Below are 21,497 nucleotides of genomic sequence, written 5' to 3' on the forward strand. Positions count from 1 at the left end.
ATCGAGACCGACCGCCGGGTCTCGATAGGTTCGGTGGTCGAGTAGCGACGAAGGAGCGTATCGAGACCGGGTGCCGGGTCTCGATAGGTTCGGTGGTCGAGTAGCGACGAAGGAGCGTATCGAGACCGACCACCGGGGGGCTCGGCTCAGCCGCCGAACGCCTCGACGATCGGCCGGAACTTCATCACGGTCTCGGCGAGCTCGTCGGCGGGCACCGAGTCGTGCACGATGCCGCAACCGGCATATGCCGTGACGGTGCCGTCGGCGTCGACCTGCGCGCAGCGCAGCGCAATCGCCCACTCGCCGTCGCCGCCGCCGTCGATCCACCCCACCGGGCCGGCGTAGCGGCGGCGGTCGAAGCCCTCGAGCTCGGCGATCGCGGGCAGAGCGATGCGGCGCGGGGTGCCCGCGACAGCGGCCGTCGGGTGCACGGCCCGCACGAGGTCGAGCGAGCTCGAGCCGTCGCCGAGCGTGCCCTTGAGGTCGGTGGCGAGGTGCCAGAGGTTCGGCAGCTGCAGGGTGAAGGGCTCGGGGCTCGCGTCGAGCCGGGCGGTGTGCGGGGCGAGCCGCTTCACCGCGCTCTCCACGGCGAGGGCGTGCTCGGCGCGGTCTTTCTCTGACGCCGCGAGGGCGAGTGCCCGTTCACGGTCGGAGGCCTCGCCGGCACCGCGCGAGGCCGTGCCCGCGAGCACACGTGCAGAGACGGTGCCGTGGTCGACGCGCACGAGCGTCTCGGGACTCGCGCCGATGAGCCCGTCGACGGCGAAGACCCAGGTGTCGGGGTAATCCTCGGCGAGCCGGTTGATCGTCGCGCGCAGCCCGGCGTCTTCGTGCAGTTGGCCGACGAGCTGGCGGGCGAGGACGACCTTTTCGAGCCGGCCGGCCTTTTCGAGTCGGCCGGCCTTCTCGAGCTCACCGGCGTCGATGCGCCGCACGGCCTCGGCGACGGCGGCCTCGTATGCCTCGGGCGGCAGGGCGCCGGGCTCGAATGCCACGCGCGGCACCTGTCGTCGCGGCGCCGGTTCGGGCAGCGCGATGTCGAAATCGACATCGGCGCCGAGCTCAGCGCCGGCCTCGGTGCCGGCCCCAGTGTCGACCGCGCTGCCGACCTCACCGCCGACCGCGCTCCCCGCATCGGCGGAGCCGGAGACATCCGTCGCCTCATCGCCCTGCACGAGCGCGATGCGCGTGACCCAGGCGCGACCGTCGCGGCGGCCCATGACGAGCTCGGGCACGATGAGCACGCTCGTCGCCTCGGACTCGTCGGCGAACGCGAACGCGCCGAACGCCACGAGGCCGGTGCCCGGCAGGCCGACTCGGTCGTCGATCTCGGCCTGCGCGGCGAGCGACCGCCAGGCCGCGGCGGCGTCGTCGACGCGGCCACGGCCCCCGGTCTCGATGCGCACGACCTCGCCGAGCCCGACGATGCCCTCGCCGCGGCGCATCCACACGAGCGGATTCCGCGGGTCGGCGCGCCTGATCAACGGCTCGGTCTCATCGACGGCCACGGTGCGAACGACGAGCCGAGCACTCGCGGCCTGCACCGCGCCATCCGTCTGACTCACCGCCCCAGCCTACGCCGCGCGCTCGGCCCGCCCTTCCTCTCCCGCGGACGGGCAGTCGGTGCCGCCTGCAGCGCCGGCGAGCGGCATCGACTGCCCGTTCGCGAGGGAAGATCCGTAGAATCGAGGGATGACGCGCGCAGATCTCGGCAAGCAGCCCGACCAGGTGTCGGCCATGTTCGATCGCGTCGCCGCGAGCTACGACCGCACCAACACGGTGCTCTCAGTGGGCAACGCCCCGCTGTGGCGTGTCGCCACGACGCGGGCGGTCGACCCGAAGCCGGGGCAGCGCATCCTCGACGTCGCCGCCGGTACCGGCACGTCGAGCGCGAGTCTCGCGAAATCGGGGGCGTCGGTCGTCGCCGCCGACTTCTCGCCGGGCATGATCGAGGTCGGCCGCAGGCGGCAGGCGGGCGTGCAGAACCTCGTGTTCGTCGAGGCCGACGCCACGAAGCTGCCGTTCGGCGACGACGAGTTCGACGCCGTGACGATCTCGTTCGGCCTGCGCAACGTCAATGAGCCGAAGCAGGCGCTCGCCGAGTTCTTCCGCGTGACCAAGCCCGGCGGCCGGCTCGTCATCTGCGAGTTCTCGACCCCGCCCGCACCGCTCGTGCGCACGGGCTACGGCATCTACCAGCGCTACGTCATGCCGCCGCTCGTCAAGCTCTCGAGCTCGAACGACACGGCCTACGACTACCTCAACGAGTCGATCAACGCGTGGCCCGATCAGCCCACCCTGGCCGGTTGGATTCGCGAGGCCGGCTATGTGGATGTCGCGTGGCGCAACCTCACTCTCGGTGTCGTCGCCCTGCACCGGGGTCGCAAGCCGGTTTCACCGGTCGAGTAGGCGCGCCGGCTCACTCGGTGGTCGAGTAGGCGCGCCAGCTCACTCGGTGGTCGAGTAGGCGCGCCAGCGCCGTATCGAGACCACGCACCCGTCTCGATACGCGTCCTCCATCGTCGGGCGCTCCTCGACCAACGACCCCCGATAGGCTAGTGAGCGTGAAACCGAGTCACCCGGTCGCCCGTCGAGGCTCATCGCTCGCCGCCAATCTCGGGCTCAGCGAGCGCGTCTTCGCCTCCTCCGCCGACAAGGCGGTGGCGAAGGCGATCGACGACGGACTCGATCGCGTCGAGGTGGGCCTCCTCAACGAGGTCAGGTTCGCCGACACGATCGCGGATGTCTCGACCCGCTACCTGCTGCAAGCGGGCGGCAAGCGCGTGCGCCCCATGCTGACGCTGCTCACCGCGCAGCTCGGTGCCGGAGTGACCGACGACGTGGTCACCGCCGCTGAGGCGATCGAGATCACGCACCTCGCGAGCCTGTACCACGACGACGTCATGGACGACGCCGACCGGCGCCGCGGAGTGCCGAGCGCGCAGGCGGTGTGGGGCAACTCGGTGGCCATCCTCACCGGCGACCTGCTCTTCGCCCGTGCCAGCCAGCTCATGGCGGGCCTCGGCGAGGGCGCCATCCGCATGCAGGCAACGACGTTCGAGCGGCTCGTGCTCGGCCAACTGCACGAGACGGTCGGGCCGCAACCGGGCGACGACCCGATCGCGCACTACATCCAGGTGCTCGCCGACAAGACGGGGTCGCTCATCGCCGCGGCCGCGCAGTCGGGCATCATCTTCTCGGGGGCCGACCCGGGCTTCGAGGCGCCCATCATCGAGTTCGGCGAGAAGGTCGGCGTGGCCTTCCAGCTCGTCGACGACGTCATCGACCTCTCGCCGCAGCCGGCCGAGACCGGCAAGGTGCCAGGCACCGATCTGCGCGCCGGGGTCGTCACCCTGCCGATGCTGCGGCTCGCCGAGCATGCCCGCAGCGACGCGGCATCCGCTGCCCTGCTCGAACGCATCGAACGCGACGTCGTCATCGCGACCGGCCCCGCCGCAGCCGGTGACCCGATGGACACGAACACGCTGGCCTCGCGCATCGTGCCGTCGAAAGAGACGGTCGACGCGATCGTCGCCGAACTGCGGCAGCACGAAGCCACGCGCGCTACGCTCGCTGAGGCCCACCGTTGGGCGCGCGAGGCGGTCGCCGCGCTCGCGCCGCTGCCCGATGGCAGTGTGAAGAAGGCGCTGACACGATTCGCCGAGACGGTCGTCGAGCGCGAGAGCTGAGCGAGTGAGCAGCGCGAGACCGATGGCGAGACCGACGACGAGACAGATGTCGAGACCGACGTCGAAACTGATGGAGAGACCAGGCACGTGACGAGGAACAAGCTGAGACTGGCGATCGTCGGGGCAGGCCCCGCCGGCATCTATGCCGCCGACATCCTGCTGAAGGCCGAACGCAACTTCGACGTCTCGATCGATCTCTTCGATCACCTGCCCGCGCCCTACGGGCTCGTGCGCTACGGCGTCGCGCCCGACCACCCGCGCATCAAGGGCATCATCACGGCGCTTCGCGAGGTGCTCGACCGCGGCGACATCCGCATCTTCGGCAACGTGAAGTTCGGCACCGATATCACGCTCGACGACCTCAAGAAGCATTACAACGCGGTCATCTTCGCGACCGGCGCGGTGAAGGATGCCTCGTTGAACATCCCCGGCACAGAGCTCGCGGGTTCGTACGGGGCCGCCGAGTTCGTCAGCTGGTTCGACGGGCACCCCGATTTTCCGCGCACGTGGCCGCTCGAGGCTCGCGAGGCCGCCGTGATCGGCAACGGCAATGTCGCGCTCGACGTGGCGCGAATCCTCGCCAAGCACGTCGAAGACCTCATGTCGACCGAGATCCCCGCGAACGTCGCGGCCGGGCTCGCCGCCTCGCCGATCACCGATGTGCACGTGTTCGGCCGTCGCGGCCCGACGTCGGTGAAGTTCACGCCGCTCGAGCTGCGCGAGCTCGGTGAGCTGCGCGACGTCGACATGATCCTCTACGACGAAGACTTCGACTACGACGACGCCGCCCGCGCGGCCGTGTCGGGCAACAAGCAGGTCTTCGTCATCGACAAGGTGCTGAACCAGTGGCGCCAGCGAGAGGTCGGGCAAGCGAGTCGTCGCCTGCACCTGCACTTCTTCGCGAAGCCGCTCGAACTCGTCGACGACGGCAACGGCCGGGTCGGCGCCCTCCGCTACGAGCGCACCGCGCCCGACGGAGAGGGCGGCGTCGTCGGCACCGGCGAGATTCGTGACCTGCCCGTGCAGGCGGTCTACCGCGCGGTCGGCTACTACGGCTCGCCGCTGCCCGACGTGCCCTTCGATCGCGAGTACGGGGTGATCCCGAACCATGAGGGTCAGGTGCTGCTGCACGACCCTGCGACCGGCGAGACGCGCCAGATGTACGGCGTCTATGCGACCGGGTGGATCAAGCGCGGCCCCGTCGGGCTCATCGGTCACACGAAGTCCGATGCGATGGAGACGATCAAGCACGTCATCAACGACCTCGGCAATTGGTGGGACCCTGAGTCTCCGTCGGAGGAGTCGGTCATCGAGTTGCTCGAGTCTCGCGGTATTCGCTGGACCGATCTCGACGGCTGGCACCGCCTCGACGAGCACGAGCAGTCGCTCGGTGCTGCAGAGGGTCGCGTGCGCGTGAAGGTCGTGCCGCGCGAAGACATGGTCGACATCTCGCGCGACGAAGCGTAGGCAGCGCCGCCCGCCCGCCCGCCCGCTCGCTCGCATGCACGCATGCACGCATGCACGCATGAACGCACGCTCGCGCACTCGCTCGCACGCTCGCGCACTCGCTCGCACGCTCGCAGGCCCGCTCGCTCGCACGCCCTGCGCACGCTCGCCCCCTTCTACGCAGCCTGAAGCTCGAGCCGGGTCGCACGCCGGCCGGGGCGGGGTCGTTGCTGGGGGTCGAGGTGCCGCGGCGGAACGAACCAGGTGCGCCCCTCCCTGCTGAACACCTCCCATCCGTCGTGGTGCATGCACCAATGATGGAACGCGCAGAGCAGCACCCCGTTGTCGAGGTCGGTCGGTCCGTCGTCGGCCTCCCAGTACCGCCTGTGGTGCGCCTGCGTATGGGCGACCGGCCTCGCGCAATCGGGGTGCGCGCAGCCGCCGTCGCGTTCGGCGAGGGCGATTCGCTGCGCCTTCGTGAAGAACCGCTTGCGCCGCCCGAGATCGAGCACCTCGCCGGGGCCGCCGAGCACCATCGGGATCACCCCGGCGCTCGCGGCGATCATGCGCGCCGTGGCCGGCGAGACGGGCTCGTCGATGCCGTCGATCGTCGCGAATCCGATGTCGGACATGAGGCACTTCTGATCGATGCGCACCACGACCGCCGCGTTCGACAGCGCGGGCGGCGCATCGACCGCCGAGCTCGCGAGCCGCACGAGATCTGCGAGCGCGTCGGCCGCCATCTGCTCGATGCCGCGAGAATCCATGAGTGCCCGGTCGGCGGCATCGGGCGCAACACCGGCGGGTGCGACAGCCCCGCCCGCGACAGCACCGCCTGCGACAGCCCCGCCCGCAACGGCACCGCCCGCAACGGCTCCGCCCGCAACAGCACTCCGCGCGCCGGCACCGCGCGCGCCAGCATCACCCGCCGGCACGGCGCCATCGGCGAACGCATCGCCCAGAACGCCCGCCCCGCCTCGCCCAGCCGCCGCCTCGCGCGCCGCAAGCCGGCTCTTCGCATCGCGAGCAGCGTGCAGATCGGCTGACACGAGTGCGTCGACCGCAGCCTTGATGGGTGCGGCCGTCGCCGGATCGAGACAGGCGCGCAGGTGGATCAATCCGCGCCGGTCCTCCCACATGCGCAGCGAACGCTGAGCCCACAGCTCTTCTTCTCGCGCCTGCACTCCACACGCATCGAGCTCGGCCCGCAAGTACTTGATGTAACGCCAGAGCTGGTCGACGCCGACGGCTGCGGCTCGTTCGACGAGCTTCGTCTCTGCCTCGAGCAGTGGCGCGGCCGCGGCATCCGCTCGCATGGAATCGAGGAATTCGATGATGCGGTTCGCGGCCTCGATCGTGATGGCGCCGTCGGCGATGGCCGCGGCGACGCACGCGTACCTCGGCGCTCGCGGGGCCTCGCCGAACGACTGCGCCGGCGTCGTCGCCTTGGCGACGGCGAGCAGCTTCGCGGCGTCGGCCGTGCTCGAACCGGTGGTCGCGGCGATGAACCGCTCGGGCGTCGAATACCCGTGCCGACCGGCGAGGCCCTCGTGACGGGACTCACCCGCAGACCGCCGTGCGATCGCCGACGAGCATTGCAGCTTCAGCTGCTCGAGCGAGCGCTCGATGCCGGTGATCGCCCGCAGCGCATCGACGAGCTGCGCATCGCCGAGATCATCGAAGTCTGCAGTCGGGTGCTGCGCCGGGGCATCACCGACCGGCCGCGCGCGCAGAACCGAGACGAGCGCTCGCAGCCCGCCGTCGAGCGCCCCGAGCGCGTCGGCACCAGCTGCACCGGCTGCTCCCGGCGCGCCGGCAGCATCGGCTGCACCAGCTGCGCCGCTCGCGATCGCGCCCTCGTTCGTCATGCTTCGATGCTCTCACCACCCACCGACATTCTGTCGAAGCTTTGTTCGAATGCGAATGGGCGCGACGAGAGCGCAAGGGCGGTGAAAGCGGAAGGGCGGTGAGAGCCCGCTCCACTACGCTCTCGATCATGCCTCTGCTCGCGACATCCACCGCCGTCATCGCGGCCATCGCTGCCGTCGCGGGCTTCGCGCTCGGCTGGTGGCCGCTGGCAGCGTGGGTCGAGCGTTCCATTCACGGCGAGCGGATGCCGCGGCGCACCACCATCCGCATCGCCGCCGCCGTGGCGACCGCCGTGACCTTCGGGGTGCTCGGCCTGCGCTTCGGCGGTGACGCCGCGGGCCTCTGGCTGCTGCCGGCGCTGCTCGTCTTCGCCGCCTGCGCGACCGTGCTCTCGATCGTCGACCTCGTCGAGAAGCGGCTGCCGAACGCCGTCGTGTTTCCGACGCTCTACGCGGTGGCCGCGCTGCTCGTGCCCGCGACCTGGGCCGCGGGCGACTGGATGCGGCTGATCTGGGCGCTCGCCGGGGCATTTGCGATGTTCGCCGTCTACTTCGTGCTCGCGCTCATCTCGCCGTCGTCGATGGGCATGGGCGATGTGAAGCTCGCGCTCGTGATCGGCCTGCTGCTCGGCTGGTTCGGCCTGTCGGCGTGGCTCGTGGGGTTGCTCGCCGCATTCGTCGTCGGGGGAGTGGTCGCGATCGTCGCCCTCGTGCTGCGGCGGGTGACGCTGCGCGGATCGATTCCGTTCGGCCCGTCGATGCTCGTGGGGGCGCTCGTGGCGGTTGTGCTGGCGGGTTGAGGAACGCGGGCGAGGCCCCGGTCGCTGAGCCTGTCGAAGCGAATACACCGAGTGGATGCCGCGTGGCAGGCGTCCCTCCCGGCCGTTGACGAGTGACCGCTACTCGTCGAGAGAGCTCCGGATGCTCCTCATGAGTGACTCGAGTTGCTTGTCGAGGATGTCGATCACGATCTCGGGTTCGACTCGGAAGTACTCGTGGACAACGACATTCCGAAGGCCGGCGATCGCGGGCCATGGAGTGTCAGAGTGAGCGGCTTTCGCGTCAGCCGGCAGACCGCGGACGGCTTCCCCGATGACGGCGAAGTCGCGTAGTACGGCAAGCTTGCGGGAACCCAAGCGGATGCGGGTGCCCCGCCCCCGATGCATTCCTGCACTGGGGCTGGAGATCGCCGCGGAGCACGCCACCCGAACTGGGACTGGTCGTGGCGCTGGCGCAGCATGTTGCCTGAACTGAGCCCAGAACGATCCGACCGGTCAGCCTCGACCAGATCACACCGCGCCGACCGCAAGGACCCCCTACGGATGCTTGAACTCGACGAATTGCCATCGAGAAGAACCCGCCTTCTGTCGACCATCGCGACAGAGCGCTTCCGCTGGTGGATGGTATTTGTCGTCCTCGTGGGGATCGCCGCAGTGCGCGCAGCGAACTCGCAAGAACGCGACCAATTCTGGTCTGCGAGGGCGGGGATTGAGAATCTCGAGGGACTGCCTCTGATACGACCGGATACCTGGTCATGGTCGAAAGACGGTGACTGGGTCCCGAATTCACCGCTGTGGAACGTCGTGCTAGGCGTTGGCTGGCAGGCGGGTGGATTCTGGGGGCTGTTCTGGGTCGCGTTCCTATCCATCACAACGTTCTTCGCGCTCGCCTTGGTTCTCGCACGGCTCGTGGGGGCGCGCGCCTTCCCAACTCTGATTGGCTTCGCGCCGGTACTGATGTTCGGCTTTTCCGCGTTCACGCCACGCGCCACGGTGGTCGTGCAGTCACTGATGTTCGTCGCCGTGCTCTTCGTATGGTGGTGGGGCGGCAAGGTCGGTAAGGCCAGCATGCTCCGATCCCTCCTTGTCGTAGGGGGAGTGGGCTTCGCGCTGTCGCTGCTCGGCAACTGGTTGCACCTCTCATTCATGCTCATGTCCGCAGTGATCGCGGTGATGTGGGCCATCGGTTGGTGGGCGAGCCCAGGCATCCGCTTGGCGCAGCGACTGTGGCTGACTGCTGCTGGGACGGTCGGTCTCCTGCTCGGCTGCGTCGCCTCGCCGTACGGGATCCCACTCACCCTCGAACGCGCGCGCATCGTCGCGGATGTGTGTCGCGGAGTGATTAGCGAATGGCAGTCGATCTTCGACCTCATCCGTATTCAGGGTCTCCGATACGTCCCATTTGCAGTGGTCGTCGTACTGCTTGCGATCCTCGCACTTCTCTGGAGCGTGCGTCTCGTTCGACGGGGCGGGAGGTTTGACGCACGGGTTAGGATCATTGTCCCGCTCGCCGCTTTCGGCGTGCCGGCTGTGTTCGTGGGTTTTGATTCGCTGCGTTTCGCCCTGACGGGGATGCTAATCCTTATGCCTGTCTTGGCGGGGGTGGCCTCGGGCCTCATCGACCGTCTGCATTATAGGCAGGCAACTGCCGTTGGTTTCCTGTCGCGTCCGAGAGTAACCGAGTACACGTCGGGACGATTCTGGACAGTAATCGTGGTCGGGCTCATGGTCATGGCGACCCCGCTGACCGTTGCGACTATCCCTGAAGCTTCGACCATCCCCGAAGCCGCCGTGATTAACCAGCTACCAAGAGGCTGCCGCCTCTGGGGGAATGATACGGTCGGCGGCCCGACCATCCTTCTCCGGCCGGACGTAAAGGTGTGGATCGATGGGCGGGCAGACTTCTACGGACGCGAACATCTCTATGAGTATCTCCATGTCCTTTCACTAGAAAGCCCGCTCCCGGACGAGACGACCTGCGTTGTGCTCTCGCCCGATGAAAGGAACCAGCGGCTCGCCGATGCACTAGACGGGAACGAGGAGTGGACTCGGTTGGCATCGGCTGGGGGCCACAATCTCTGGGTGCGCGAGTAGCACAGAATCTAAGGATCCTTGCGTCATGCTCGAGCCACCCGGGGTACGGGCGTCCCCCGACGGGCGGGTACATGTGTACCCCGTATCTGTACCCCAATCGCCCCCAGATTGGGGGACACGCTCGTGTTTCTTGCGTGCAGAACCGCAGGATTGAGCCGATCGTTGCGCAAAGGATTCGTTGTCTCCCCCAAAGTGGGGCATATGCCGTCCAGACATCGACGGATAACTTCATTCCACCGCATGTACCCGCATGTGGCATGCACGACCCGACCGGGAGTGCAGGTCTCCCGATAACCCGAAGGGGTCTCCAAAACATGCTGAAGGCATACACGCGTCTGCAGGCGCGACTGAACTCGCTCCGTCCCGAAGAAGATGGCGCTACCGCGACCGAGTACGCGCTGGTGCTTGGCCTCGTCGCAATCGCCCTCGTCGTTGCCGCGATCGCATTGACGCCGATCCTGAAGAGCTTCGTTGCTGATGTCGGTGTCTGGATGGGTGGACAGGGCAGCAAGGTCGGAACCACGCCGTAGTCCGGCGCTGAAAGTCGATTCGATGGGTTCGGGGCGCGATGCGCTTCGAACCCTTCAGCCCGTAGGGAGTGACGATATGCGTCGATTGAGGAGCCAGCATGGCGCAGCCGCGGTGGAGTTCGCGCTCGTCTTCCCGCTCGTCATCATGCTGCTGCTCAGCGTGATCGAGTTCTCCCGGCTTTGGAACGTGCAGGCGACTCTGTCGGACGGGGCTCGAATCTCCTCACGATACGTGGCGGTGCATCAAGGCGATCCGAACGCCGAAAGTGATGCATGGGCCACGATCGAGAAGATCCCCGGGCTCTTCCTATGGTCCGATGTCACGCACGACGTAGAGGCTGCGTGCGCGCCGGGTCAGAGCAAGATGGTGACGACGACGCTCTCAATCTCGCCAGGCTCGTTCAGCGAATGGTTCAGCACCGCGTTGGGCAACCCGATCAAGCTGGTAGCGGTAGGAGTGACTCCATGCGGAGGATGACGTTCAGGCGGTTCGTGCATGACGAACGCGGTGCGAACGCCGTGCTCATTGCGTTCCTTCTGATTCCAATGATCGGCTTCGGTGCGCTAGCGCTCGACGTCTCAGCTCAGCATGCGGAGAGGACCCAGCTGCAACGTGGTGCCGACGCCGCAGCACTCGGAGTCGCATCGGCATGTGCGGCAGGAGAGTCGAGCTGCGCCGCGAAGGGCGACGTCTATTTCGACGCGAACACAGGTACTCCCGTACTCGGCGAGCCCACTGTCACGGTGACGCCGGCGACGACCACGACTCCAGGCAAGGTCGTCGTCGCCGCCGAGGCCAAATTCCCCCACATGCTTGCTTCAATGATCGATGGCGACAGCGAGCCCAACTCGACGATGGTCAGAGCAGGAAGCATTGCACAGTGGGGCATGCCGCTCGGCGCGGGCACCCTGCCCTTGGCGTTCCCGCTCTGCAAGTTCGATGACTTCACTCCGAACCCCAGTACTGGAACCGGGGTAGAGATCTGGGTGCGCAACGATATCGATGCGCGCAAGAAAAGCGATTGCAAGGACTTGACCTCCGAGTCGTTCTTCGGGTGGCTGACGTCGACCACATGCAGTGCCGAGGTGGAACTAACGCCGACGGATCCCCCGCAGGCGTGGGTGCCGGCGGACCCGGGCAAGTCACCACTCGGTGCAGGTTGCAGCGAATCGTATTTCGTTGCGCTGGAGCAGAACGCAACTCCTGTTCTCATTCCGGTCTATAACGAAATTGGGGCGAAGAACTCCGTTAACGATGGCAAGTTCCATCTTGTCGCCTTCGCCTCGTTCATCATCACGGGCTGGGACTTTCCCGGTTGGAACGCTTCGCCACCGGGCAAATGCAAGGCAGAGACCGGTGCCCCGAGCTGCAGCGGCGTTCGCGGGTACTTCACCGAGCTGGTACCGGTCGAAGATGTGATCGGTCAGCTCGGTGGCACGCCACCTCTGCCTGGCCTCCCGATCGTCTGGAAGCTCACGGACTGAGTCGCAGTCGCCCTACCGAAAGCCGAGAAATGAAGACCCGAATCATCGGGGCGATCGTCGCCCTTCTCCTCGCCGTCGTCGGCGCCGTCGTCCTCGTCAGTTATGTTCGCGGCGCGGACGCGAGGGCTGCGCAAGGTGCCGAGCTCACCGACGTGTACATCGTGCAGGAGTCGATTCCGAGAGGCACCCCCGGTGAGAGTGTCACCGAGTTCGTCACGGTCGATTCGATGCCCGCTCGCAACGTCGCTGACGGCGTCGTGACGAATGTCGACGACCTTGCAGGGCTCGTTTCGGACGCTGAAATCCTTCCGGGTGAGCAGTTGCTGACGGCGCGATTCATCGACCCGGCAGAACTCGCCGCGCGGGGCGATGTTGCGGTGCCCGAGGGGATGCAGGTGGTGTCGTTCACTCTCCCGGCCGACCGCGTCGTCGGCGGCCAGGTTCGTGCCGGTGACAAGATCGGCCTCGTCGGCACGGTCGACCCTGACGAGCCCGGTGAAGAAGCAGATGTAGCGAATCCCACCACGAGCTTCGCGTTCCACAGCGTGCTCGTGACGAAGGTGCAGGGTGTCGTCACGCCCGACGCTGAGTCCGACACGCAAGTCGAGCAGGGTGCCGGCGACAGCATCATGGTGACGATCGCGCTCTCAGCGCACGACATCGAGCGCTGGGTCTGGTTCACAGAGGGACAAGCCGGCGGCTATGCCAGCATGTGGCTCACCCTCGAAAACGACAAGACCGATAACAGCGGCACATCGCCGGTGACTGGAAGCAACGCGTTCTAGTGACCCCGTTCCTCCTTGTCAGTCGGTCCGCCGAGTATGAGACCCGCTTGCGGGCTCTGCTCGGCGAACGGCTTGCTGTCATCCCGGGCGAGTTCCTCACCTTCGGCCCCGAAGCGGTGGTGAGTCGGGTGAACGCACAACCTCGAGTCGCGTTGCTCGGCCCGGTGCTCAACTACGAAGAGACGAAGGGCCTGGTCGAGGCGCTCACCGCGAAGCATCCTGATCTTGGACTGATCGTGGTGCGCGAACAGCGATCCGATCTCGAAGACTGGGTCGACGAACTCGCGCTTCATGCGGTGCTGAACCCCGATGCGAGCGACGAGACGACGATGGCGTTGCTCGATCGTCTCGCCGGCTGGCTCGTGGCGAACGGGCATGCCGACGAGCACGATTTCGACGTGCCTTTGGCGCTCGAGATCGATGACATGCCTTTCGTCATTGAAGAAGAGACGGCCGCAGACGTTCTCATCTCGACCGGCGAAGCCGAGGAGCCAGAGCCCGAGCCGGAACCTGAGCCAGAAGCGCCCGAGTGGGAGTTCCCACCGCTTGACGCGGGCGTTCCGTCGGAGGCGATCGCCGTCGTCGCACCGAAGGGCGGGCAGGGCAAGACGACCATCGCGATCAACCTCGCAACCGGTCTCGCCGAGGTTGCCCCGAACTCCGTCGTTCTCGTCGACGCAGACCTCCAGTTCGGTGACATCACCGCCGCACTCGCGCTCGAGCCGACCCGTACGATCGTCGATGCGGTGGCGGATGCAGCAGTCGACGAGATCGTGCTGAAGACCACGCTCACCCACCACGACGACGGCTTCTTCGTCATCGCGAGCGCGCCGTCCCCTGAGCTCGGTGACCAGGTCGCTCCACACGCCCTCGCACGTCTGATCGAGCGGCTGCGAGCGACGTTCCGATACGTGATCGTCGATACGACACCAGGCCTCGGCGAGCACACTCTCGTGACGTTGGAGCACGTGACCGATGCCGTCTTCGTCACCAACATGGGGGTGCCGAGCCTGCGCGCGATGCGTACCGAGTTCGAACTGTTGACCAAACTCGGCCTCATGCCCGGCAACCGGCACATCGTCGTGAACCAGACCGATAAGAACAGCGGCCTCACCATCAAAGACGTCGAGCACATCATCGGTGCACCGGTCGACATCGAGGTGCCGAAATCATCGGCGGTGCTGCTCGCGTCGAACCGTGGCATCCCGCTCATCCACGATGACGTACGCGATCCTGCGGCGAAGGCGATCCGTTCGATCGTGTTGCGCATCGCACCCGAGGCGTTCCCCAAGCGAAGCAAGATCCAGAGAAGGCGGCGATCGAATGAACCTGAATGATCGGCTGAGCGCGCTACGCAAGCCACAATCGGGCGAGCCCTTCGAGAGTGCCCCACAGGAACCGTCGATCGCGCTGAGTCTCCCCGAGGCATCCGGTGTTGCTGTAGAGCCAAACCCGCTGGCTGGTGAGGCCGAGACGCTTGCGGATCCCACCGATATTGCGCCCCGCGGCGAGGAGCCCGCCCTGTTCCATCCATCCGCGCCACCTCGGCAGGGAGCGGCACGCGCGAAGCCGGCCGCGGACCCCCTCGCGGCCGTCAAAGAGAAAGCAGCGGAAGAACTCTTCGGTCGCATCGGGTCGCGCCTCAACGACGCTTCGCTGACAGAAGAACAGCTTCACCTGCTCGCACGGGCGGAACTCGCCGACATCGTGGCCGGCGAGCAACTCGCACTCTCGACTTCAGAACGCAATCGACTGATCGATGACATCGGCGCCGATGTGCTCGGCTATGGACCACTCGAACCACTGCTCGCCGACCCGAGTGTCAGCGAGATCATGGTCAACCGCTTCGACCGGCTCTACGTCGAGCGCAACGGCCGACTGCTCGAGACCCACCACCGTTTCACCGGCGAGCCGCAGCTGCGTCGCGTCATCGAACGCATCGTCGCCCGCGTCGGCCGGCGCATCGACGAGTCGTCTCCACTCGTGGACGCGCGTCTCGAAGACGGCTCCCGTGTCAACGCGATCATCCCGCCGCTCGCGGTCGACGGCGCCTCGCTCACGATCCGAAAGTTCGCCGGCACCCCGTACACCGCGAAAGACCTCATCGACTTCGGCAGCATGACCCGCGAGGTCGCGACTGTGCTCGATGCGGCCGTTCGGGCGAAGATGAACATCCTCGTCTCCGGCGGTACCGGTACGGGTAAGACCACGCTGCTGAACGTGCTCTCAGCCTTCATTCCCGGGGACGAACGCATTATCACCATCGAAGACGCGGTCGAGTTGCAATTGCAGCAAGACCACGTGGTTCGGCTCGAGTCGAGGCCGGCGAACATCGAGGGCCGGGGTGAGATCACGATCCGTGACCTCGTGCGCAACTCGCTGCGCATGCGGCCCGACCGCATCGTCGTCGGTGAAGTGCGTGGTGCCGAATCGCTCGACATGCTGCAAGCGATGAACACCGGTCACGAGGGTTCGATCTCGACGCTCCACGCCAACTCCCCGCGCGATGCCGTGTCTCGAATGGAGACGCTCGTGCTCATGGCCGGCATGGATCTGCCGCTTCGAGCGATCCGTGAACAGATCGCGTCGGCGATCGACATCATCGTGCAGATCACCCGTCACAAAGACGGCGTTCGCCGGATCACACACATCACCGAGGTTCACGGCATGGAGGGTGAAATCATCACTCTGCAGGACGCGTTCAGTTTCGACTACTCGGCGGGGTACGACGAGGAGGGTCGCTTGCGCGGCCGCATCGAGCCTACCGGTGTGCGGCCCCGCTTCGCCGAGCGAATCGCCGATTACGGCATCGCATTGCCGACTGCTCTCTTCCAGCCAGACCTCGGCGACATGCTCGGAGCGATCCGATGAACCCGGTGGTGCTCGGACTCGGCGTGGGCGTCGCGCTGCTCGCCCTGCTCGTGCTGATCTTCTACGTGATCGCGCCACCTGCTCCGCGAGTGGCACGCGACCGGCGGTTGGCTCCCGGCGTCGAACATGTCTCTGCCCTGACCAAAGCCACCCAGAAGACGACGGCGGCGATCGAGTCGATGGCGTCGAAGCGTTCGAACCGCATGTTCGGGCCGCAGGAGCTGGAGCTCGCCGGCATCAAGACCGATCCGTCCAGCTTCGTCGTGATCGTCGGTTCGGCCGCGAGCGTGCTCGCGCTCATCGGCGTTCTGGTCGGCTTCGCAAACGGCACGTGGCTGCTCTGGGCGGTGCTGCTCGCATTGCTCGCGCCGGTCGGAGCGAAGCTCATCGTGTCGATGCGCACGAGCAAGCGGCGTGAACGATTCGCCGATCAAGTCGACGACACCGTGCAGCTCATCGCCGGAAGCCTGCGTGCCGGCCACGGACTCAACCGCAGCCTCGGGGCGGTGGCGAGCGATGCCGAAGACCCCACCAGCGAAGAACTCGCCCGAGTCGTGAATGAGGTGAGGCTCGGCCGAAACATGTCGGAATCGCTTGCCATCACCGCGCAGCGCATGAAGAGCGAAGACTTCGAGTGGGTCGCGCAGGCGATCGCAATCAACCAGGAGACGGGCGGAAACCTCGCCGAGGTGCTCGATCAGGTCGGCAAGACGATCCGCGATCGCAACGAGATCCGCCGCCAGGTGCGAGCGTTGAGCGCGGAAGGGCGTCTCTCGGCGATCGTGCTCGTCGCGCTGCCGATCGTTGTCTTCCTCTTCCTCATCGTCGTGCAGCCCACGTACTTCAGCTCCTTCTTCCAGAACCCCCTGGGAATCGTGGCCCTTATCGTTGCGGGAATTCTCCTCATTCTCGGATCGATCTGGACCGCATTCACCGTGAGAGTGAAGTTCTGACATGGACCTGCCCGCAGTGTTGATCTACGTGTTGATCGGAGTCACGGCGCTCGCGTTCGGTGTCTTCGTCTTCCTGCTCTTCCCCGCCCGACGCGAGGCCGCATCGTCGGTGGCAGTGGAGGAGCATCCCACGCTCGGCCCTGTGCAGCAGGGTTCGATCAGTGCATCGCTGGTCGCTGCGGCGCCGAGTGGCTACATCGCATGGATCGAACGACAGCTCGTGTATGCCGGCAGGCCCATCGGTTGGTCGGTGAACGGCATCGTCGTCTGGAAGATCATCCTCGCGATCGTCGGCGTGCTGTTCGTGTTGCTCTTCGCGGTCAACGGCGGACTTCAAGGATGGAGCGTGCTCATCGCCATCGCTGCCCCGCCCATGCTCTTCTTCCTCCCCGACGTGCTCATCAACAGTCGGGCGCACGACCGACAGCAGGCGATTCAACTCTCGCTCCCCGATGTGCTCGACCAGATGACGATCGCCGTCGAGGCGGGTCTCGGCTTCGATGCAGCGATGGCCAAGGCTGCCCGTAATGGAAAAGGGCCGCTGGCAGAAGAGCTCATCCGAGTCTTGCAGGACATGTCGATCGGGCGTACGCGCCGTGATTCCTTCCACGAGCTCGAGCGACGCACGAACGTCGAAGACCTGCGCCGATTCATCCGCGCCGTCATCCAGGCCGATCAGTACGGTGTGTCGATCGGAGACGTGCTGAGGGTCCAGGCCGGCGAGATGCGGTTGAAGCGCAAGCAGCGCGCCGAAGAGCAGGCGATGAAGGTGAGTGTGAAGATCCTCTTCCCGCTCGTGTTCTGCTTGCTGCCCGTGCTCTTCATCGTGCTGCTCACGCCTGCGGCGATCAACATGATGAACTCGTTCAGCGGAGGAATCGGCGGGCCGTAGGCCGCCGGAGCCCTCTCGCAGTCACGCTCGGTAGGCTGGCCTCAGACCGAGGGGAGGCGGCATGGCGGAGCCTGAGCGTCCCGACACCGGAAACACCCCCGCGCAAGCCCCCGAAATGTGGCGCCCCGACATCCTCGGCCCCCGATTCGAGCAGCTCACGCTTCCGCTCGGCGCCGACGACGAGGGCGAACTCGTCGCGACCCTCGTGCGGCACCGCCCACCGTGGCGCCTGCGATTGACGCGAGGCGCGGCATCCGGGGCCGATGTCTTGTACGTGCACGGCTGGAGCGACTACTTCTTCAATCCCGAACTCGCCGAGTACTGGACGGCCGCCGGCGCCCGCTTCTTCGCCCTCGACCTGCGCAAGTACGGCCGCAGCCTGCGCCCCGGCCAGACCCCCGGATTCATCACCGACCTCGCCGACTACGACGCCGACATCGAGGCCGCGCTCGCCGCGATGGGCCACGCGGCACCGGCCTCCACGACATTCAAGCGAGCGGATGCCGCCGCCGCACGCACCTCGGCACGGCCGCTCATCCTGCTCGGGCACTCGACGGGCGGGCTCACCCTCAGCCTCTGGGCCGACCGCAACCGGGGGCGCGCCGCGGCGCTCGTGCTCAACAGTCCGTGGCTCGAGTTTCAGGCGAGCAAGGTGGGGCGGCAGGCGATCGCGCCCGTCATCGGCTGGGGGGCGAAGGTCAACCCGCTCGCGCCGCTGCCCAACGTCGACCTCGGGTTCTACACGCGCACGGTGTCGAAGGAGTTCGACGGCGAGTGGGAGTACAACCACGAATGGCGGCCCGATCGCGGGTTTCCGGTGCACCCGGCGTGGCTGAACGCGGTGCTCGCCGGGCACGCGGCCGTCGCCGCACGCATCGACGTGGGAGCACCCGTGCTCACGCTGCTATCGAAGCGGGCGACGCTGCAGGCGCGGTGGGATCCGGCGATGGCCTCGAGCGACATCGTGCTCGTCGTCGACGAGGTGGCCGAGCGCACCCTGCGGCTCGGGCAGGTCGGCGCCGTGGCGCGCATCGACGGGGCGCTGCACGACGTGTTCCTCTCGCGCGAGCCCGTGCGGGCGGCCGCGTACGACGCGATCACGCAGTGGCTGCGGGGCTACGCGCCGCACCGGGGCTGAGCGGGCGCCCCGCGCGGGGCGCGCAGCGCCTAGCGGAAGTTCACGAACTGCAGCGCGACCTCGAGGTCTTTGCCCTTGAGCAGCGCCATCGTGGCCTGCAGGTCGTCGCGGCTCTTCGACGAGACCCGCACCTCGTCGCCCTGCGTCTGGCTCTTGACGCTCTTCGGCGCCTCATCGCGGATGATCTTGTTGATCTTCTTCGCGTTCTCGGAGTCGATGCCGGCCTTCATCGTGGTCTCGATGCGGAACTCCTTGCCCGACGCGAACGGCTCCCCGGCGTCGAGCGAACGCAGCGAGATGCCTCGCTTGATGAGCTTGGCCTCGTAGACCTCGAGAATGGCCTTCGCGCGCTCCTCGCTGTTGGCCTTGATCAGCACCTTCTCGCCGGACTGCTCGATCGACGCGCCGACGTTCTTGAAGTCGTAGCGCTGCGCGACCTCTTTCTGCGCCTGGTGGAGCGCGTTGTCGGCCTCCATCTGGTCGACCTTGGAAACGATGTCGAACGTTGCATCTGCCATGCCGCCCAGTGTATCCGCGAGATCGAATCGGCGAGCGGATGTCGCGGGGCAGGTGCCTCCCGCCGCCGCGAGCCACCCGTGTCAGGCGGGCGGGCGGGCGGTCGACGAGCGCACGCGCAACTCGTACGGCAGCGGGGTGGCGGCTGGTGTCGCAGCATCCGCATGGCCCGGCTCGAGCTCGTCCATCAGGATCTCGACCGCCATCTCACCCTGCAGGCGCGGGAACTGCGCGACCGTCGTGAGGCCGAAGAAATCGGAGAGGTCGTGGTCGTCGATGCCGGCGATCGACACGTCGCGGGGCACGATGAGCCCGAGGTCGCGGGCGGCGAGGATCGAGCCGATCGCCATCTCGTCGGAGGCCGCATAGATCGCGGTCGGCCGGTCGTGCGGGGCGCCGAGCAACTGCTTCGCCGCGTGGTAGCCGCCGCGAATGGTGAAGTCGGCCGGGGCGAAGAGCCGTGGGTCGACGTCGATGCCGGCGTCGCGAAGCGCCCCCTCGTACCCGATGCGACGGTTCGTCGGCAGGTGGAAGTCGAGGTCGAACTCGAGGTCGCCGCCGATGTGCGCGATGCGGGTGTGGCCGAGGCCGATGAGGTGCTCGGTCGCGAGGCGGGCGACCGCGACATCGTCGATCGTGAGGGTGCGTACGCCGGGGATCGGCCCGCCGACGCCGACGAGGGGCTTGCCGAGTTCGTGCAGCCGGGCGACCTCGGGCTCGGTGAGTTCGAGCGAGACGGCGATGACGGCGTCGACGCGCTGGCGCATCAGGAACTGCTCGAAGACGCTCGCGCGCTCGCGCCCGTCGCCCGAGAGGTTGTAGAGGGTGAGGTCGTATCCGCTGCGGATCAGCGACTGCTGCGCCCCCTCGAGCACCGAGGAGAAGAACCAGCGGTTCAGAAAGGGGATGACGACGCCGATGTTGCGCGTGCGGCCCGAGGCGAGGCTCGATGCGTTCGACGAGACGACGTAGCCGAGCCGGGAGGCCGCGTCTTCGACCTTCGCCTTCGACGCCGGCGAGACGTGCCCGCGACCGCTGAGCGCACGCGACACCGTCGCGGTGGAGACTCCCGCGAGTCTCGCGACCTCTTCGATGCCGGCCATGGCCCCTCATTCCCGGCCTTCGCCGGTTCGGTTCCGGCCTTCGCCGGTTCGATTCCCGGCCTGCGCCGAGTCGATTCCCGAGCACGCCGGGTCACAGAAATCCTACTGGTCGCCGCCGTCCGTGCCCGCGGTGCCCCGCGTGGCGCGTTGTCTCAAGGCCGCAGGTGGGATAGAAATACGTGTTGGGGCTGGCTCATGGGGGTGGCGGCTCGCCCCCTGTCGCCGTCTCGAAGGGAAAGCACCCGTGAAGTGGCTCAAGGGCATCGCCGTGGCGTTGGTCGTGATCTTCGCCTTGTTCTATCTGATCAGTCGTCCGGAAGACGCTGCGAACGTCGTGCAGAGCGCGTTCGGCGCCGTCGTCTCGGCCGCGGAGTCCGTCGGCACCTTCTTCACCTCCCTCGCGTCCTGAGGTCTGAGGCACGAGGCACTGAGATCGAGGCGATGCCATGAGCGTGTTCGGTTTCGATCCGCGCGTCGAGCGCCACCTCATCTCCGACGAGGGCGAGGTGATCGTCGACGAGGTGCGCAAGCACTGGGCCGCGACCGTCGGCGCCCTGCTCGAGATGACGTTGGCCGTACCCGCGCTGATCCTGCTCGCGTGGGTGCCGCAGCAGCTCTACTGGTTCCCGCTGTTCCTCGCGCTGTTCCTCGCGGTGCACGGGCTCTGGCGCATGCTGCAGGTCCGAATGGACCGCTTCGTGATCACCAACATGCGCGTGTTCCGCGTGCACGGCATCCTGTCGCAGCGCATCGCGACCATGCCGATCGCGCGCATCCTCGACATCTCGGTGCACACCCCGCTCATCGGCCGCGTCTTCGGCTTCGGGCACTTCGTCTTCGAGTCGGCGGCGCAAGACCAGGGGCTGCGCGAGATCAGGTTCGTCGGTTCGCCCGACAAGCGCGGAGCCACGATTCAGCGCGTCATCCAGCGCTCGGGGCTGCGCGGGCCGGCGCGCCCGGTGCGCAGCGACGAGCACTACGACGACGCACCCACGACGGCCCCCATCACCGCGCCGGTGCCGCGCTACGACCCGGCACCGAATCCCGACCGCTACGACACCACTCCGCAGCGCGACCAGAACGACACCGCCGAGATGCCCTGGTGGCGCGGGTCGAACTGACGGTCAGGCGGTCGGCCATCGCACCCGATCAGGATGCCGCGGGGCCCGACTCGACCCGCACCCGACGTCGATTTCTCGCTCCGGCCCTCGGCGGGTATTCTTGACAGGCCCCCGGTTGTGTGCAGAACGTGGTCGGGTGCGATGGCGAGTTACCCAAGCGGCCAAAGGGATCTGACTGTAAATCAGACTGCTCAGCATTCGGGGGTTCGAATCCCTCACTCGCCACA

The 21,497-nt window shown here is 67.1% G+C and carries 21 protein-coding genes and 1 tRNA gene; 17 read left to right on the forward strand and 5 right to left on the reverse strand.

The genetic code is table 11. The features are described 5' to 3' along the window. Positions 1-146: 146 nt before the first annotated feature. Positions 147-1,544: an isochorismate synthase gene (locus ACWGST_RS02145; RefSeq protein ID WP_452045065.1), complete on the reverse strand. Its 1,398-nt coding sequence runs from the start codon at positions 1,542-1,544 to the stop codon at positions 147-149. 148 nt (positions 1,545-1,692) lie between these two features. Here ACWGST_RS02145 and ACWGST_RS02150 point away from each other — a divergent pair, with 148 nt between their 5' ends. From ACWGST_RS02150 to ACWGST_RS02160, 3 genes are all read left to right on the forward strand, one after another. Then, a complete protein-coding gene (locus ACWGST_RS02150; RefSeq protein ID WP_452044987.1) occupies positions 1,693-2,409 on the forward strand; it encodes a class I SAM-dependent methyltransferase in 717 nt (238 codons plus the stop codon). A 155-nt stretch (positions 2,410-2,564) separates the two neighbouring features. Beyond that, a complete protein-coding gene (locus ACWGST_RS02155; RefSeq protein WP_452044988.1) occupies positions 2,565-3,689 on the forward strand; it encodes a polyprenyl synthetase family protein in 1,125 nt (374 codons plus the stop codon). A gap of 87 nt (positions 3,690-3,776) precedes the next feature. Then, positions 3,777-5,156, forward strand: a complete 1,380-nt coding sequence (locus ACWGST_RS02160) for an FAD-dependent oxidoreductase (protein WP_452044989.1) — start codon at positions 3,777-3,779, stop codon at positions 5,154-5,156. Positions 5,157-5,311: 155 nt separating this feature from the next. Here ACWGST_RS02160 and ACWGST_RS02165 read toward each other — a convergent pair whose 3' ends face one another. Further along, positions 5,312-7,003, reverse strand: a complete 1,692-nt coding sequence (locus tag ACWGST_RS02165; protein ID WP_452044990.1) for an HNH endonuclease signature motif containing protein — start codon at positions 7,001-7,003, stop codon at positions 5,312-5,314. A gap of 128 nt (positions 7,004-7,131) precedes the next feature. Here ACWGST_RS02165 and ACWGST_RS02170 point away from each other — a divergent pair, with 128 nt between their 5' ends. Beyond that, entirely contained in the window at positions 7,132-7,803 is a 672-nt protein-coding gene (locus ACWGST_RS02170; RefSeq protein ID WP_452044991.1) for a prepilin peptidase, read from the forward strand. A gap of 99 nt (positions 7,804-7,902) precedes the next feature. Here ACWGST_RS02170 and ACWGST_RS02175 read toward each other — a convergent pair whose 3' ends face one another. Then, positions 7,903-8,169 carry a HepT-like ribonuclease domain-containing protein gene (locus tag ACWGST_RS02175; RefSeq protein WP_452045066.1) on the reverse strand — a complete coding sequence of 89 codons (267 nt, stop codon included), beginning with the start codon at positions 8,167-8,169 and terminating at the stop codon, positions 7,903-7,905. A gap of 156 nt (positions 8,170-8,325) precedes the next feature. Here ACWGST_RS02175 and ACWGST_RS02180 point away from each other — a divergent pair, with 156 nt between their 5' ends. The 10 genes from ACWGST_RS02180 to ACWGST_RS02225 all read left to right on the forward strand — a co-directional run bounded on the left by ACWGST_RS02180 (position 8,326) and on the right by ACWGST_RS02225 (position 18,530). Continuing rightward, complete coding sequence (locus ACWGST_RS02180) at positions 8,326-9,876, forward strand: hypothetical protein (protein WP_452044992.1); 1,551 nt, start codon at positions 8,326-8,328, stop codon at positions 9,874-9,876. Positions 9,877-10,190: 314 nt separating this feature from the next. After that, a complete protein-coding gene (locus ACWGST_RS02185; RefSeq protein ID WP_452044993.1) occupies positions 10,191-10,406 on the forward strand; it encodes a hypothetical protein in 216 nt (71 codons plus the stop codon). 112 nt (positions 10,407-10,518) lie between these two features. Beyond that, entirely contained in the window at positions 10,519-10,884 is a 366-nt protein-coding gene (locus ACWGST_RS02190) for a TadE/TadG family type IV pilus assembly protein (protein WP_452044994.1), read from the forward strand. Next, complete coding sequence (locus ACWGST_RS02195; protein ID WP_452044995.1) at positions 10,872-11,891, forward strand: TadE/TadG family type IV pilus assembly protein; 1,020 nt, start codon at positions 10,872-10,874, stop codon at positions 11,889-11,891. Before ACWGST_RS02190 ends, ACWGST_RS02195 begins: the two co-directional genes overlap by 13 nt. A 227-nt stretch (positions 11,892-12,118) precedes the next feature. After that, positions 12,119-12,676, forward strand: a complete 558-nt coding sequence (locus tag ACWGST_RS02200; protein ID WP_452044996.1) for a hypothetical protein — start codon at positions 12,119-12,121, stop codon at positions 12,674-12,676. A 47-nt stretch (positions 12,677-12,723) separates the two neighbouring features. Beyond that, complete coding sequence (locus ACWGST_RS02205; RefSeq protein WP_452044997.1) at positions 12,724-14,013, forward strand: AAA family ATPase; 1,290 nt, start codon at positions 12,724-12,726, stop codon at positions 14,011-14,013. Next, positions 14,000-15,547, forward strand: coding sequence for a CpaF family protein (locus tag ACWGST_RS02210; RefSeq protein WP_452044998.1), 1,548 nt, complete (start codon positions 14,000-14,002; stop codon positions 15,545-15,547). The genes ACWGST_RS02205 and ACWGST_RS02210 overlap by 14 nt, the downstream gene beginning before the upstream one ends. Next, positions 15,544-16,500 carry a type II secretion system F family protein gene (locus tag ACWGST_RS02215; RefSeq protein WP_452044999.1) on the forward strand — a complete coding sequence of 319 codons (957 nt, stop codon included), beginning with the start codon at positions 15,544-15,546 and terminating at the stop codon, positions 16,498-16,500. Before ACWGST_RS02210 ends, ACWGST_RS02215 begins: the two co-directional genes overlap by 4 nt. A 1-nt stretch (position 16,501) precedes the next feature. After that, positions 16,502-17,392: a type II secretion system F family protein gene (locus ACWGST_RS02220; protein ID WP_452045000.1), complete on the forward strand. Its 891-nt coding sequence runs from the start codon at positions 16,502-16,504 to the stop codon at positions 17,390-17,392. A 61-nt stretch (positions 17,393-17,453) separates the two neighbouring features. Next, positions 17,454-18,530, forward strand: coding sequence for an alpha/beta hydrolase (locus ACWGST_RS02225; RefSeq protein WP_452045001.1), 1,077 nt, complete (start codon positions 17,454-17,456; stop codon positions 18,528-18,530). Between the two features lie 29 nt (positions 18,531-18,559). On the opposite strand, the gene ACWGST_RS02230 is transcribed toward ACWGST_RS02225, so the two are convergent. Together ACWGST_RS02230 and ACWGST_RS02235 are read right to left on the reverse strand one after the other, a co-directional pair. Next, on the reverse strand, positions 18,560-19,048 hold the full coding sequence (locus ACWGST_RS02230) for a YajQ family cyclic di-GMP-binding protein (RefSeq protein WP_056655668.1): 489 nt from the start codon (positions 19,046-19,048) through the stop codon (positions 18,560-18,562). Between the two features lie 81 nt (positions 19,049-19,129). Further along, positions 19,130-20,149 (reverse strand): LacI family DNA-binding transcriptional regulator, encoded by a 1,020-nt coding sequence (locus tag ACWGST_RS02235; protein ID WP_452045002.1) that lies wholly within the window; start codon positions 20,147-20,149, stop codon positions 19,130-19,132. Positions 20,150-20,393: 244 nt separating this feature from the next. Here ACWGST_RS02235 and ACWGST_RS02240 point away from each other — a divergent pair, with 244 nt between their 5' ends. The 3 genes from ACWGST_RS02240 (at position 20,394) to ACWGST_RS02250 (ending at position 21,495) form a co-directional block, all read left to right on the forward strand. Continuing rightward, positions 20,394-20,558 (forward strand): hypothetical protein, encoded by a 165-nt coding sequence (locus tag ACWGST_RS02240; RefSeq protein WP_452045003.1) that lies wholly within the window; start codon positions 20,394-20,396, stop codon positions 20,556-20,558. Between the two features lie 37 nt (positions 20,559-20,595). Further along, the gene (locus tag ACWGST_RS02245; RefSeq protein ID WP_452045004.1) at positions 20,596-21,270 is read left to right on the forward strand and encodes a PH domain-containing protein; all 675 of its coding nucleotides are present in this window, start codon (positions 20,596-20,598) and stop codon (positions 21,268-21,270) included. Positions 21,271-21,413: 143 nt separating this feature from the next. After that, positions 21,414-21,495: transfer RNA gene (locus tag ACWGST_RS02250), tRNA-Tyr, on the forward strand. Positions 21,496-21,497: the final 2 nt, after the last annotated feature.

The organism is Agromyces sp. NPDC055520 (assembly GCF_053619715.1).